Genomic DNA, 13,624 nt, shown 5'->3' with positions numbered 1-13,624 from the left:
AACACGGCGCACGGCTAGTGGCACCCGGATCGTGGCACCATAAATTTGCCGAAGGCTGGCGCTTCTCATGGTACCTCGGCGCGACTACGATCGTCTGCATGTCGGCATGTCGCCGGCCGCCAACCGAAGCGAGATCGACCTTGTCCACGCTGACCAACGCCTTCCAACAGCCCATCGGCCACCCCGTTCCCGACTGGTCCGCGCGCCCGCGCCCCGAGCGCATCGTGCTCGAAGGCCGCTACTGCCGGCTCGAGCCGCTCGACGCCGAACGCCACGCAGCCGACCTGCACGCCGCCTACGCACAAGCGCCCGACGGCAGCGACTGGACCTATCTCGCGCACGGCCCGTACGCCGACGAGTCGAGCTACCGCGACTACGCGCGCGGCGCGCAGGCCAGCGCGGATCCGCTGCACTACACGGTGATCGACCGTGCCACCGGCCGCGCGGTCGGCACGCTCGCGCTGATGCGCATCGATCCGGCCAACGGCGTGATCGAAGTCGGCTCCGTCACGTTCTCGCCGCTGCTCAAGCGCACGCCCGTGTCGACCGAAGCGCAGTTCCTGCTGATGAAGTACGCGTTCGACACGCTCGGCTATCGGCGCTACGAATGGAAGTGCGACGACCTGAACGCGCCGTCGCGCAAGGCGGCCGCACGGCTCGGCTTCCGCTACGAAGGCACGTTCCGGCAGGCGATCATCTACCGGGGCCGCAATCGCGACACCGCGTGGTTCTCGATCATCGACGGCGAATGGCCGGACGTCCGCGCCGCGTTCGACGCGTGGCTCGCGCCGGAGAACTTCGACGCGCAGGGCGAGCAGCGCCAGTCGCTCACCGCGATCCGCCATGCGCAGGCCAGCGCCCGGGACGCGGCCGGCCGCGCGAACGACGCGACGCGTGTCACGGTGCGCCCGCTGGTCGCCGCCGATGAAGCCGCGTGGCGCCCGCTGTGGCAGGGTTATCAGAAGTTCTACGACACCGCGCTGAGCGACGCGGTGTTCGCGACGACGTGGGCCCGCCTGATGGACCCGGCCGAACCGATGTTCGTGCTCGGCGCATTCGACGCATCGGGCGCGCTGGTCGGGATCGTGCATTCGATCTACCACCGCTCGTGCTGGACCGAAGGGCCGTACTGCTATCTGCAGGATCTCTACACGGCGGCCGACGCACGCGGGCAAGGCGCGGGCGGCGCGCTGATCGAGGCCGTGTACGAACATGCCCGCGAAGCCGGTGCGAGCCGCGTGTACTGGCTCACGCACGAAACCAACACGACCGCGCGCGCGCTGTACGACAGGCTCGCGAACAATGCCGGGTTCATCCAGTACCGGAAGGACCTGAAGAAGTAACGCGGCTGCGCGGCCGGCCTACGTTCAGTCGAGAACGTCGGCCGGATCCCGCTCATCGTCGTGCCCGGATGCAAAATCCGGGCACGCCACGCCGGCCGCGCCCGGCACCGATGCCGGGCAGATCATCTCGTCGCCGTTGGCCGGCACGGGCCGCCGCACCGGCCGGAACACCGGCTCGCCCGGCTCGATCGGCCGTCCCGAGATCGCGCAACGACCCGACTGCAACGCGACCCGCAAACGCCAGCGTTGCTCGCCGTAATGGCAACGGCCACTTTCGACCCATCGAATCAGCAGGCTGTCGTCGCCGGCCTCCAGCACCGTGACGAACAGTTGCGGGCGCAACGGCGAGACCGCTGCCGCGGCATGTTCCGGAGCCGGCGCGTGACCGATCGTCACCGGCGGATGCGCGACGTCACAGCCGCGCAACGGTGCCGCTTCGTGTTCGCCGGATGCCGGCGCATCGCACGCCACGTCTTCTTCGCAGATCAGGCTTTCCATGGTGTTGAGCATGCTTGACGGATTTCCGTGCAGGTTGAACGGCCCAGGCGCCGCGCTCAGCGCCGGTCCATCGGTTCGCGCAGCAGCGCCAGGCCGATCGCCGCACCCGCGACGGCTGCCGCGAGCATCAGCCCGATGCCGCCCGACCAGCCGAACGCGCCGACGATCGCGCCGATCGTCAGCGGCCCGATCACCTGTCCGAGATAGTTGCCCTGCACGACCCAGCCGATGCTGAGCGGCGCCAGCGACGGCGACGGTGCGGAGCCCGGCGCGCACGCGAGGATCGTCGCGGGCAACATGCCCGCGATCGCCGAGAACGCGAAACCCAGCGCGACCGCGAGCGGCGCGGGCGTCGCCGCGCTGAACAGGCCTGCGCCTGCCGCGCCGATCGCGACCGACGTCGCGGCCATCACGATCCCCGGCCGCGCGCCGCGCGACAGCAGCCAGCCGGCGCTCAGGTTGCCGATCACGCACGCGGCGACGATCGCCGCACTGATCAGCCCCGCCGCGCCGACCGCGACGCCAAGGCGCTGCATCAGGAACACCGGCAGGAACGTCATCACCGCGAAGAACTGCACGTTGTAGGTCGCGAAGCCCAGCGCCAGCAACGTCGTCGAGCGCGACGCGAGCACGTCGCGCAGCGCGGCGCCGATACGCGGCGCGGCCGCCTGCCGCGATGGCGAGTCGGCGGACGTCGTGACGGGTACCGCGACCGCCGCGACGAGCGTCAGCGCCGCGGCCGCTAGCCAGCCGTTGCGCCAGCCGCCGAGCAGCGGCCCGACCAGCATCGACAGCGCCATGCCGGCCGGCATGAACGTGCTCCACAGGCCGAACGCGAGATTGCGCCGCGCGGGCGGCGTCACGCGATTCAGCACCGCCGGCGCGGCAACGACCACGGTCACGAAACCGAGCCCCTCGGCGAAGCGCGTGGCCAGCAGCAGCGCGAAGCTGCCCGCCCACGCGCCGGCGAGACTCGACAGGCCGAGGATGACGAGGCCCGTCATCAGCAGCAGCCGGTCGCCCCAGCGGCGCACCAGCAGCCCGGCCGCGATCCCGCCGAACACGCCGACGAACGGAAACACCGACATGATCCCGCTCAGCGAGGCGAGCGAGCCGCCGAATTCGTGCTGGAGCGACGGCAACGCGATCGTCGCCTTGCCGACGTGCAACGCCGACACGATGCTCGCCAGCACGACGTTCGCGACGGCGGCCCGGTAGCTGCGCGACGGCAGCGCGGCGGCATCGGCCGCGACAGACGATTCGGTCATCTCCACCTCCGTTGAAGCGGCCGCGTGCAACGGGATGTCTCACGCGGCCGCGATCGGACTGGCGCACATGATACAAATTGAAGTTAACTTCAAGTAAAGGGAAATGTGCGCAACGCTGCGTTTCGCGGATCGCTGCAATGGGCGGGATTCGGGCTGCCGGCGGCCGCGAATGCGCGACGCCCGCGCCGGCGCAAGCCACCATTGCAACCCCGCAGCCCCGCCTGATTCTTCGATATACTGGACCGAACCCTTTTCGGGGCAACCGAGGGCAACCACGCCCTTCGTGCGTTCGCCCCAACCTGCGTGGACTTGCGCACCGTGAAACCGCGAGCCGGACTGATTCTCGAACTCTTCGTCAACCTGCTGCTGCCCTGGGTCGCCTACCGGGTCGCGCATCCGCATTTCGGCGAAACCGGCGCGCTGTACGCGTCGGCTGTTCCCCCCATCATCTGGTCGATCGTCGAATTCATCCGCTCGCGCCGCGTCGACGCGGTGGCGGCCATCGTGCTGCTCGGCATCGCGCTGTCGATCATCGGGATGGCGCTCGGCGGCAGCCCGCGCACGCTGCTGATGCGCGAATCGCTCGCGTCGGGCACGATCGGCGTCGTGTTCCTGCTGTCGCTGTTCCGCGAACGTCCGCTGATCTTCTATCTCGCTCGCGCGACGGTCGCCCGCGAGATGGACGGCGGCGCCGCGCACTTCGAATCGGTCTGGGCCGCCCAGCCCGGGCTGCGGCAGATGCTCCGGCGGATGACCTTCGTGTGGGGCGGGTTCATGACGCTGGAAATGCTGCTGCGCTGCTGGATGGTCATCACGTGGCCGGTCGAGCGCGTGCTGGTCGTGTCGCCGATCATCGGCTACACCGTGTTCGGCTGTCTGCTGCTGTGGACGTTCTGGTACCGGCGGCGGATGCGCGTGCGTAACAGCGTCCACATCGGCGGCCGCGACGGCGTCACCGAGGTCGCCGGCCGCTGAGGGCCGACCGGCCGGCGCCGGCCCAGCGGCCTGTCACCGTGCCTGCTGTATGATGCGCGGCGTCTCGTCCGACGAATCATGCCTCTCCCGTTATGTCCCTTTCGCTCCTTCCGTGTGCCACGATCTGGCTCGCGCTGTTCGCGGCCGCCGCATTCGCGTGGCATCGCCCGCTGCACGGCCTGAGCGTCGGCCTCGCCGCGCTCGGCTATGCGGGCGCCCTCGCGTTCGGCCAGCTCGCGCCGATCACGCTGGCACCGCTCGCGCTGCTGGCCGCGGCCGCCTGGGGCGTGCTGCCCGCGCGCCCGCTCGCGGTGCGCATCGCCGCGCACATCGTGTTTGCCGCGCTCGCGATCGCGCTGAGCCTGCACCTGATTCCCGGCTTCCATAATCCGCGCGTGATCGCGCCGACGCGCTTCACGCCGGACGCCGTGCCGTTCACGATGTATCTGAATTACGACAAGCCGCTCATCGGCCTGTGGCTGCTGTGGGTGCTGCCGTGGGTCGCCCCCGACGTCGCGCTGTCGCGTGCGCTGCGCACGGGCGCGGTGGCGGCCGTCGCGACGGCCGCCGCGTGCCTGGCCGGCGCGCTCGCGTTCGGGATGGTCGGCTGGGCGCCCAAATGGCCGCCGTCCGGCTGGCTGTGGCTCGTGAACAACCTGCTGCTCGTGACGCTCGCCGAGGAAGCGCTGTTCCGCGGCTACGTGCAAGGCGGGCTGACGCGCGCACTCCGCGCGTTCGCGTGGGGGCCGTGGGCCGCGCTCGCGATCGGCGCGGTGCTGTTCGGCGCCGCGCACGCGGCCGGCGGCTGGCCATGGATCGTGCTCGGCACGGTAGCCGGCGTCGGCTACGGCCTGGCGTGGCGGCGCGGCGGACTGCTCGCGTCCGCACTCGCGCATGCGGGGCTGAACGTCGTCCACTTCGGGCTGTTCACCTACCCGATGCTCGCCGCCGCGCACTGAACGCGGCGCGCGGCGCCGCCCGGCGATGCCGCGTTCAGTTGAACCCGGCGACCGCGTGCGGCACGTACGGGCTTTCGAGTGTGGCGATTTCGTCGTCCGTCAGCTTCAGCTGGAGCGCGCCGAGCGCATCGTCCAGCTGATGCGGCTTCGAGATGCCGACGATCGGCGCGGTGACGCCGCGCTTGTGCGCGACCCACGCGAGTGCGACCTGCGCGCGCGGCACGTTGCGCGCGGCGGCAATCGCCGCGACGGCCTCGACGACCGCCTTGTCCGCATCGGCCGTCGCGTCGTACAACCGCTGGCCGACTTCGTCCTTCTGCTGCCGTTCCGACGATTCGTCCCAGCCGCGCGTCAGGCGCCCGCGCGCAAGCGGGCTCCACGGAATCACCGCGATGCCCTCGGCTTCGCACAGCGGCAGCATTTCCCGCTCTTCCTCGCGATACAGCAGGTTCAGGTGGTTCTGCATGCTGACGAAGCGGGTCCAGCCGTTCTGCTTCGACGTGTGCAGCGCCTTCGCGAACTGCCACGCGAACATCGACGATGCGCCGATATAACGCGCCTTGCCGGCCTTCACGACGTCGTGCAGCGCCTCGAGCGTCTCCTCGATCGGCGTGCCGTCATCCCAGCGGTGAATCTGGTAGAGATCGACGTAGTCGGTGCCGAGCCGCTGCAGGCTCTGGTCGATGTCGGTCATGATCGCCTTGCGCGACAGGCCGGCGCCGTTCGGGCCCGGCCGCATCCGGTAGAACACCTTGGTCGCGATCACGACGTCGTCGCGCTTCGTGAAATCGCGCAGCGCGCGGCCGACGATCTCCTCCGACGTGCCGTCCGAATACATGTTCGCGGTATCGAAGAAGTTGATACCGGCTTCGACCGCCCGCTGGATGATCGGGCGGCTCTCCGCTTCCGGCAGCGTCCACGGGTGCGTGCCGCGCAACGGCTCGCCGAACGTCATGCAACCCAGCACCAGCTTCGACACTTCCAGCCCGGTCGACCCGAATTTCACGTATTCCATCGCACGCCTCGCCACTCAAGTTGGGTTTGCGGCCGGATGCGCGCCGCGCATCCGCCAGACGTGGCATGTTATCCCGCACGGCGCGAACGCGTATGACCGCGCTCGCGTGCGGGCCACGCGGCGGGAAAGGGCGAACCGGGTTACTTGACCTGGTCGGCGATCGGCTGCAGGAACGCGGAGAAGCCGGTCAGCATGATCTGTACGCCGATGCACAGCAGCAGGAACGCCGACACGCGCATCGCGACCTTGGTGCCTTCGGTGCCGAGGTAGCGCGACAGCAGCGCGGCGCGGCTGTAGGTCTGCCAGATCACGATGGCGACCAGCACGGAGACGGCGATCGACACGATGCTCGACAGCATGAATTCCGACAGCTTGTGCGTGCGGTTCGCGTTCAGCGCGATCGCGGTCGAGATCGAGCCGGGGCCGACCGTCAGCGGCACGGTCAGCGGGAAGAACGCGCGCGTCATGATCGCGTTCGCGTCGATCGGCTTGACCGGCGTGTCGCCGCCGCCCGGCACGTCGGGCTCGTTCAGCATCTGCCAGCCGGCCACCGCGACCGCCAGGCCGCCGCCGATCCGCAGCGCCTCCATCGAGATCCCGAAGAAATGCAGCACCGGCGTGCCGGCGAAGAACGCGACCATCAGCACGATGAACGCGTTGAACGCGACCTTCCGCGCGAGCAGGTCCCGCTCGTGCTCGGTGAGCGCCTCGGTCCGCTCGAGAAACAGGAACGCAATGCCGATCGGATTGATGATGCCGATCAGGCCGGTAAAGCCGAACAGGATCTCGGAGATAAGGCGGTTGACGATCATCAGGCGAGGAATCGGTCGGGGCTGGGCCGGCAGCGCGCCGGGGGTCACGCATTGTAGAGCAAGCGCCCGGGCCCGAGACGCAAAATGCGGCCGGGCCCGCCACGCCGTCGAGCGTCGCCGCTGCCCGTTATTCGGCGCCCGCCTCCCATGCCGGCGGCCGCTTCGCGAAGAACGCGGAAAAGCCTTCCTTCGCTTCCGGCGTCGCACGCACGCGGGAGATTGTCTGCGCGGTGAACGCCGCGCGCGCGTCCGACGGCGGATACTCGCCGATCGCGTCGAAGAAGCGCTTGATCTCCATCAGTGCATTCGGGCCGTTGCGGCCCAGTTCGGCGAGCGTCCGTTCGAGCGTTTCGTCGAGCGCGTCGAGCGGCACGGCCTGGTGGATCAGGCCGATCGCGACGGCTTCGCCGGCGGCGAGCTGCGTCGCGGTCAGCGCGAGCCGGCGCGCCTGGCGCTGGCCGACCGCCTCGACCAGATACGGGCCGATCACGGCCGGCAGGATCCCGAAACGCGCTTCGCTCACCGAAAAACGCGCGTGGTCGCTCGCGATCACGATGTCGCAGGCCGCGCACAGGCCGACGCCGCCGCCGAACGCGTGGCCCTGCACACGTGCCACGGTCGGTTTCGGGCATTGCCGGATCGCGCGCATCATCGCGGCGAACCGCTCCGCGTCGCGCAGGTTCGCGGCCGCGTCGTTCGCGCTCGCGCGCTGCATCCACTGCAGGTCGGCGCCCGCGCAGAACGCGCGGCCGTCCGAGCGCAGCACGATCGCGCGCACGTCGTCGCGTTGGCCGAGCGCCGTGAACGCGTCGGTCAGCTCGGCGATCATCGTCTCGTCGAACGCGTTGAGCACGTCGCCGCGCTGCAGCGCGACGGTCGCGATGCCGCGCGCATCGACCGCGACGGCCAGGGTCTTCAATCCATCCATCGAACAGGTTTCCTCGGGTAGAACGGCAAATATCGGAATCAGGCAGCCTGGCGGCGATCGATCACGCGCCGGGCCTTGCCGGTCGCGGTCGCGGGAATGCCGCCGGCCGCGAGCACCGTCACGCCGGACGACACGCCGACCATCGTCTTGATCCGGTGCTGCAGCTCGCGCGCAAGCGCCGCGCGATCGCCGTCGGTGACGGACGCCTCGGCTTCGGAGCGCAACTCGACCGCGAGGTCGAGCCGGTCCATGTGACCGTCGCGCGACAGCGTGATCTGGAACTGGCCCGACAGCAGCGGCAGCGCAACGACGATCTCCTCGATCTGGCTCGGGAACACGTTCACGCCGCGCACGATCAGCATGTCGTCGGAGCGGCCCGTGATTTTCGCGAGACGGCGCATCGCGCGCGCGGTCGGCGGCAGCAGCGCGGTGAGGTCGCGCGTGCGGTAGCGGATCACCGGCATCGCTTCCTTCGTCAGCGACGTGAACACGAGCTCGCCCTGGCTGCCGTCCGGCAGCACTTCACCCGTGACGGGATCGATGATCTCCGGATAGAAATGATCTTCCCAGATCACCGGGCCGTCCTTCGTCTCGACGCATTCGCACGCGACGCCGGGGCCCATCACTTCCGACAGCCCGTAGATGTCGAGCGCGTCAATGCCCACGCGCGTCTCCACTTCCTCTCGCAATGCCTGCGTCCACGGCTCGGCGCCGAAGATGCCGATCTTCAGCGACGACTCGGCCGGGTCCATCCCCTGCCGCACCATCTCGTCGATCAGGTTCAGCATGTACGACGGCGTGACGAGGATGATCTTCGGCTCGAAATCGCGGATCAGCTGCACCTGCTTCTCGGTCTGCCCGCCCGACATCGGCACGACCATGCAGCCGAGCCGTTCCGCGCCGTAATGAATGCCGAGGCCGCCCGTGAAGAGCCCGTAGCCGAACGCGTTGTGCAGCGTGTCGCCCGGGCGGCCGCCGGCCGCGCGGATCGAGCGCGCGGTCACGTTCGCCCACGTGTCGATGTCGCGCGCCGTGTAGCCGACCACGGTCGGCTTGCCCGTCGTGCCGCTCGACGCGTGAACGCGCACGACCTGCTCGCGCGGCACCGCGAAGAGCCCGAACGGATAGTTGTCGCGCAGGTCGTTCTTCGTCGAGAACGGGAATTTCGCGAGATCGGCGAGCGTCTTCAGGTCGTCCGGATGCACGCCCGCCGCATCGAACGTGCGGCGATAGTGCGGGACGTTGTCGTACGCGTGGCGCAGCGACCACTTCATGCGCTCGAGCTGCAGCGCCTGCAGTTCGTCGCGGCTGGCGGTCTCGATCGGCTCGAGGGCGGCGGCAGGGTGAGTCATGGGGGTGCTCCTCCAATGGAGTGATGTCGTTATCGTGATCGAAGTGACGGGGCCGGCGGCTACGACCGGAACGTGCGGCCGGCCGCATGCAGCGCGGCGATGCGCGGCGACACGCGATAGCGGTCCTCGCCGTAGCTCGCCGCGAGGTTCGACAGCACGCGAAACACGCGGCCGATGCCGATCGCATCGGCCCACGCGAGCGGGCCGCACGGGTAGTTCACGCCCTTCTCCATCGCGAGATCGAGATCGGCGGGCGAGCACACGCCCTGGTTCACCGTGTCGGCCGCCTCGTTCGCGAGCATCGCGACGGTGCGCATCGCGACCATCCCCGGCACGTCCGCGACGCCGACCACACGAAAACCCGCCTGCTGGAACAGGCCGACCGCGTCCGCATAGGCCGCATCGCCGCACTGGAGCGCGCGCGTCAGCGCGACGAGCCCGGCCTGCGCGTAATCGCGCGCGAGGTCGACGAGCACGAGATCGGCCACGCCGGTTTGCGCCGCACGCGCGGTTGCCGTCCGGCCATCGGTCAGCGCGATCGATGCGCGGCCGGCCGTCGCGAGCAGGTCGTCCGGATGCGCGCCGGCCTGGCGGGCGAGCGCGATGCGTTCGGCGAAGCGCGCGTGCAGCGCGGCGGCCGGGCCGTCCTGCGCGTACAGCACGACGTCGGCCGGCGCGTCGCGCGGCGGTTCGAGATCGGGTGCGGGCGGCGTCGCGCCGTCCGCGTATGAATAGAAGCCGCGCCCCGACTTGCGCCCGAGGAAACCCGCGTTCACGAGTTCCTGCTGGATCAGCGACGGCGTGTAGCGCGGGTCGTTGAAGTACGCACGGAACACCGACTCGGTCACCGCGAAGTTCACGTCGTGCCCGATCAGGTCCATCAGCTCGAACGGCCCCATCCGGAAGCCGCCGGCCTCGCGCATCACCGCGTCGATCGATGCCGGCGTGCCGCCCTGCTCGCTCAGCACGCGCAGCGCCTCCGCGTAATACGGACGCGCGACGCGGTTCACGATGAAGCCCGGCGTCGATTTCGCCATCACGGGTTTCTTGCCCCACGCGGCGGCGGTCGAGTACAGGACCTGCGCGACCTCGGGCGCGGTCGCGAGCCCGCTGACCACCTCGACGAGCGCCATCAGCGGCGCCGGGTTGAAGAAATGCAGGCCGGCGACGCGTTGCGGCACGCGCAACCCGGCCGCGATCGACGTAATCGAGATCGACGACGTGTTGGTCGTCAGCAGGCACGCGTCGTCGACATGGCCCTCGAGGGTCGCGAAGATCTCGCGCTTCACGTCGAGCCGCTCGGCCGCCGCCTCGACGATCAGCGCGGCCCCCGCGAAGTCGGCCAGCGCGCGCACCGCACGGATCCGGTTGCCGGCCGCGTCGGCCTGCGCCGGTTCGAGCCGGCCTTTCTCCGCAAGCCGCGCGAACTGCGCGCGGATGCCGGCCAGCGCCTTGTCGCAGGCCGCTTCGTTCAGGTCGTACAGCAGCACCGTATGGCCGGCCGCCGCCGCGACCTGCGCGATGCCCGCGCCCATCGCGCCGGCGCCGATCACGCCGACGACGGCCGACGGCGCCAGCGCGCCCGAGTTCACCGAATGTGCAGAGGAAACAGCCATCGCTTGCGATCCGTCATGAAGTGGAGGTGCGAGCGATTATAAACCGGCCGGTCGGTAGATTTATGTCAGGGCGAGCCCGAATTTGTCGTGCAAGAGACCGTTACGGAAACTGCAAAGACAAAAAATTGAAGGATCGGGGCACTTTTTGCAAACCGAAAGGTCAACGTAAGCGTTCGAATATGAGATAGTGGCCCCCAAACGCCTGATAAAATTCGACAAACCGCCGGATATCAGGGGGAAACCGCGTGCTGCGCCGCCACCGCTGTCCATCGTCCGCCGCCCTTCCAGGGTCGGAACCGAGCCTCCGGCCGGCGCGTCGTCACGATCGTTCGCCCCGCCACCGGCGGCCACCCGCATCGAACCGTTTCACCCAGCGACGGGCTTCGGCCCGCCCGCGCCCCTCGCCGCGTCGCCGCGGCGAACCCAGGGCCGCGTCCTCGCGCGCGGCCACCCTTCGGTTTCATCGTCCTCGTTCGGCGGATAGTACGGCCGGGCTTCGTCACCCCGTGATGGCGCGTCGCGCGCCGCCACTCGCATAAGGAAACCCTCCATGCCGCTCTCGTCCAACCAGCTCCCGCGCTGGACCCTCCTGGCCCCGCTTGCCGCATGGCTGGTACTCGCGCTGTCGCGCGTCGTGCCGGCCGAAGGCCTCGTCATCGCAGTATTCGCCGCCGCACTCGCCGGCGCCGTATTCTCCGCCGTCCATCATGCGGAAGTCGTCGCGCATCGCGTCGGCGAACCGTTCGGCACGCTGGTGCTCGCGGTTGCCGTGACCGTCATCGAAGTCGCGCTGATCGTGTCGGTGATGCTCGGCGCGGGCCCCGAGAAATCGGGCCTCGCGCGCGACACCGTATTCGCCGCGGTGATGATCATCTGCAACGGCATCGTCGGCATCTGCCTGCTGGTCGGCGCGTGGAAGCACGGCGAACAGGACTTCCAGGGGCGCGGCGCGAGCAAGGCGCTCGCGGTGCTGGCGTCGCTGTCCGTGCTGTCGCTCGTGATGCCGAACTACCTGAGCGCCGCGCCGGGCCCGTTCTTTTCGAAATCGCAGCTCGCGTTTGCCGGCGTATCGTCGCTCGTGCTGTACGGCGCATTCGTGTTCGTCCAGACCGTGCGCCACCGCGACTACTTCCTCGCCGCGCACGACAGCGCAAACGAGTCGGTGCACGCCGCGGCGCCGAGCACGCGTACCGCCATCATCAGCATGGTCCTGCTGTTCGTGAGCCTCGTCGCGGTCGTGCTGCTCGCGAAGCTGCTGTCGCCGGCCGTCGAGCACGCGGTGATGAAGCTTGGCGCGCCCGAAGCCGCGGTCGGCATCGTGATCGCCGCGCTCGTGCTGCTGCCGGAAGCACTCGCGGCCGTCACCGCCGCACGTGCGAACCGCCTGCAGACCAGCATGAACCTCGCGCTCGGTTCCGCGCTCGCGAGCATCGGGCTCACGATCCCGACCGTCGCGGCCGTGTTCATCTGGATCGGCCAGCCGCTTACGCTCGGCATCGGGCCGATGGAAACCGTGCTGCTGGCGCTCACCTTGCTGGTCAGCACGCTGACGCTCAGCCAGGGGCGCACGACGGTGCTGCACGGCATCGTGCACCTGTCGCTGTTCGCTGCGTACCTGTTCCTGTCGATCACCCACTGACGCCTGAAAACGCGCGGCCCGGCGGATCACTCCGCCGGGCCGCGTTTTTTTACGTCCCTTCACCCGCCTTCGTTCACGTCACGCCATCGTTACCGGACCGGAATCACCAGATGCTGGCCCGCCAGGATCAGGTTCGGGTTGGCGAGGTTGTTGCGGCGCTGGATCTCGCGATAACGCTGGCCGCTGCCGAGCTTGCTCGCCGCGATCATGTTCAGCGTGTCGCCCGCCTTCACCACATAGGTGAGCTCGCCCGACGCGGCCGCGGTCGTCACCGCCTGGTCGCTGACGAAGTACTTGCGCAGCAGGTCGAGATACCGCGGCGACTGCTTGAGCTTCGCGATCGCGGCGTTCAGGTAGATCAGCAGATCCTGGTCGTCGGCGCGCACGCCGATCTTGTACGCGATGTTCGAACCGTCGAGCTTGGTCACCGCGAACTTCAGGTCGGTGTCCTTGATCGAGCTGACCGCGAACGGATAGTCGTAGATGAACGCGTCGACCGTATGCCCGTCGATGCTCTTCGCGATGAAGGCCGGATCGGAATCGTCGACCTCGACGAACCGGACGTTCGGATACTGGCGCGTGACGAACGCGCGCACGTCGGGGTCGCCCTTCAGGATGCCGACCGTCTTGCCCGCGAGATCGTCGGTCGAGCGGATCGCGGAGCCTTGCCGCACGATCAGCGAATAACCGAAATCGTCGACGTACGGCACCGAATAGACGACGCCCGACGGCGTGTTGTCCGGGAACGTCAGCCCGTCCATCGCCACGTCGACGACGTGGTTCCCCTTGGCATCGGTGTCGAGCAGTTGCTTCGGCACGCCCGGGTACGTGTCGACCTCGTGACGCGTATCGACGACGATCGGCTTGCCGCCGTGCGAGAACGACGGATCCGCGAACAGCAACCGCGCGAATTCGACGTTGAAGCCGTGCGGTGCGCCCTTGTCCTCGCCGAAGAACGGCTCGCTCGGGTTCTGCACCGAGATCCGCACGATGCCGTTTTCGGCAATCGACTTCAGCGCGCTGGCCTGCGGCGTGAAGCCGGCCGGCAGCACGCTGGCCGACGGCTGCGCGGGCTGGCCCGTGTCGCCCGTCTGGGCGGACGTCGAGGACGGGGCCGCGTCATGCGCGGGAATCAGCGTCGACAGGCCGCCCTGATGGACGATCCATACGCCGACGAGCACTACCAGAAACGCGACTGCGCCAAGAAGTTTTTTCATGG

12 protein-coding genes are annotated in these 13,624 nt (G+C 69.1%); 4 read left to right on the top strand and 8 right to left on the bottom strand.

What is annotated here, in order from left to right:
* Nucleotides 1-140 precede the first annotated feature (140 nt).
* Nucleotides 141-1,343 (top strand): GNAT family N-acetyltransferase, encoded by a 1,203-nt coding sequence (locus ACTRWB_RS08395; RefSeq protein ID WP_446901565.1) that lies wholly within the window; start codon nucleotides 141-143, stop codon nucleotides 1,341-1,343.
* Between the two features lie 24 nt (nucleotides 1,344-1,367).
* On the opposite strand, the gene ACTRWB_RS08390 is transcribed toward ACTRWB_RS08395, so the two are convergent.
* Nucleotides 1,368-1,853: a DUF3331 domain-containing protein gene (locus ACTRWB_RS08390; protein ID WP_446901564.1), complete on the bottom strand. Its 486-nt coding sequence runs from the start codon at nucleotides 1,851-1,853 to the stop codon at nucleotides 1,368-1,370.
* A 44-nt stretch (nucleotides 1,854-1,897) separates the two neighbouring features.
* Nucleotides 1,898-3,109 (bottom strand): MFS transporter, encoded by a 1,212-nt coding sequence (locus ACTRWB_RS08385; protein ID WP_446901563.1) that lies wholly within the window; start codon nucleotides 3,107-3,109, stop codon nucleotides 1,898-1,900.
* Between the two features lie 318 nt (nucleotides 3,110-3,427).
* Between ACTRWB_RS08385 and ACTRWB_RS08380 the strand changes: the two genes are divergently transcribed.
* Both ACTRWB_RS08380 and ACTRWB_RS08375 read left to right on the top strand, forming a co-directional pair.
* Nucleotides 3,428-4,084: a VC0807 family protein gene (locus ACTRWB_RS08380; protein WP_412024382.1), complete on the top strand. Its 657-nt coding sequence runs from the start codon at nucleotides 3,428-3,430 to the stop codon at nucleotides 4,082-4,084.
* 92 nt (nucleotides 4,085-4,176) lie between these two features.
* Complete coding sequence (locus ACTRWB_RS08375) at nucleotides 4,177-5,043, top strand: CPBP family intramembrane glutamic endopeptidase (protein WP_193100358.1); 867 nt, start codon at nucleotides 4,177-4,179, stop codon at nucleotides 5,041-5,043.
* A gap of 34 nt (nucleotides 5,044-5,077) precedes the next feature.
* On the opposite strand, the gene ACTRWB_RS08370 is transcribed toward ACTRWB_RS08375, so the two are convergent.
* From ACTRWB_RS08370 to ACTRWB_RS08350, 5 genes are all read right to left on the bottom strand, one after another.
* Nucleotides 5,078-6,058: an aldo/keto reductase gene (locus ACTRWB_RS08370; protein ID WP_446901562.1), complete on the bottom strand. Its 981-nt coding sequence runs from the start codon at nucleotides 6,056-6,058 to the stop codon at nucleotides 5,078-5,080.
* Nucleotides 6,059-6,198: 140 nt separating this feature from the next.
* Complete coding sequence (locus tag ACTRWB_RS08365) at nucleotides 6,199-6,870, bottom strand: MarC family protein (RefSeq protein WP_048250875.1); 672 nt, start codon at nucleotides 6,868-6,870, stop codon at nucleotides 6,199-6,201.
* A gap of 127 nt (nucleotides 6,871-6,997) precedes the next feature.
* The gene (locus ACTRWB_RS08360; protein WP_446901561.1) at nucleotides 6,998-7,798 is read right to left on the bottom strand and encodes an enoyl-CoA hydratase-related protein; all 801 of its coding nucleotides are present in this window, start codon (nucleotides 7,796-7,798) and stop codon (nucleotides 6,998-7,000) included.
* A 38-nt stretch (nucleotides 7,799-7,836) separates the two neighbouring features.
* Nucleotides 7,837-9,150: a phenylacetate--CoA ligase PaaK gene (gene paaK, locus ACTRWB_RS08355; protein WP_193100355.1), complete on the bottom strand. Its 1,314-nt coding sequence runs from the start codon at nucleotides 9,148-9,150 to the stop codon at nucleotides 7,837-7,839.
* A 59-nt stretch (nucleotides 9,151-9,209) separates the two neighbouring features.
* Entirely contained in the window at nucleotides 9,210-10,766 is a 1,557-nt protein-coding gene (locus tag ACTRWB_RS08350) for a 3-hydroxyacyl-CoA dehydrogenase (RefSeq protein ID WP_446901560.1), read from the bottom strand.
* Between the two features lie 550 nt (nucleotides 10,767-11,316).
* Here ACTRWB_RS08350 and ACTRWB_RS08345 point away from each other — a divergent pair.
* The gene (locus ACTRWB_RS08345) at nucleotides 11,317-12,405 is read left to right on the top strand and encodes a calcium:proton antiporter (protein WP_446901559.1); all 1,089 of its coding nucleotides are present in this window, start codon (nucleotides 11,317-11,319) and stop codon (nucleotides 12,403-12,405) included.
* A gap of 89 nt (nucleotides 12,406-12,494) precedes the next feature.
* Here ACTRWB_RS08345 and ACTRWB_RS08340 read toward each other — a convergent pair whose 3' ends face one another.
* Nucleotides 12,495-13,622, bottom strand: coding sequence for a transporter substrate-binding and LysM peptidoglycan-binding domain-containing protein (locus tag ACTRWB_RS08340; protein ID WP_446901558.1), 1,128 nt, complete (start codon nucleotides 13,620-13,622; stop codon nucleotides 12,495-12,497).
* Between the last annotated feature and the right edge of the window lie 2 nt (nucleotides 13,623-13,624).

This window comes from Burkholderia sp. YIM B11467 (assembly GCF_052952715.1).
This window is presented reverse-complemented; position numbering and strand designations above follow the sequence as displayed.

What these genes read in the sequence shown, in the direction of transcription:
- ACTRWB_RS08365 (WP_048250875.1), bottom strand. Translation starts at nt 6,870, where the DNA reads ATGATCGTCAACCGCCTTATCTCCGAGATCCTGTTCGGCTTTACCGGC.
- ACTRWB_RS08360 (WP_446901561.1), bottom strand. Translation starts at nt 7,798, where the DNA reads ATGGATGGATTGAAGACCCTGGCCGTCGCGGTCGATGCGCGCGGCATC.
- ACTRWB_RS08385 (WP_446901563.1), bottom strand. Translation starts at nt 3,109, where the DNA reads ATGACCGAATCGTCTGTCGCGGCCGATGCCGCCGCGCTGCCGTCGCGC.
- paaK (WP_193100355.1), bottom strand. Translation starts at nt 9,150, where the DNA reads ATGACTCACCCTGCCGCCGCCCTCGAGCCGATCGAGACCGCCAGCCGC.
- ACTRWB_RS08340 (WP_446901558.1), bottom strand. Translation starts at nt 13,622, where the DNA reads ATGAAAAAACTTCTTGGCGCAGTCGCGTTTCTGGTAGTGCTCGTCGGC.
- ACTRWB_RS08370 (WP_446901562.1), bottom strand. Translation starts at nt 6,058, where the DNA reads ATGGAATACGTGAAATTCGGGTCGACCGGGCTGGAAGTGTCGAAGCTG.
- ACTRWB_RS08390 (WP_446901564.1), bottom strand. Translation starts at nt 1,853, where the DNA reads ATGCTCAACACCATGGAAAGCCTGATCTGCGAAGAAGACGTGGCGTGC.
- ACTRWB_RS08350 (WP_446901560.1), bottom strand. Translation starts at nt 10,766, where the DNA reads ATGGCTGTTTCCTCTGCACATTCGGTGAACTCGGGCGCGCTGGCGCCG.
- ACTRWB_RS08375 (WP_193100358.1), top strand. Translation starts at nt 4,177, where the DNA reads ATGTCCCTTTCGCTCCTTCCGTGTGCCACGATCTGGCTCGCGCTGTTC.
- ACTRWB_RS08345 (WP_446901559.1), top strand. Translation starts at nt 11,317, where the DNA reads ATGCCGCTCTCGTCCAACCAGCTCCCGCGCTGGACCCTCCTGGCCCCG.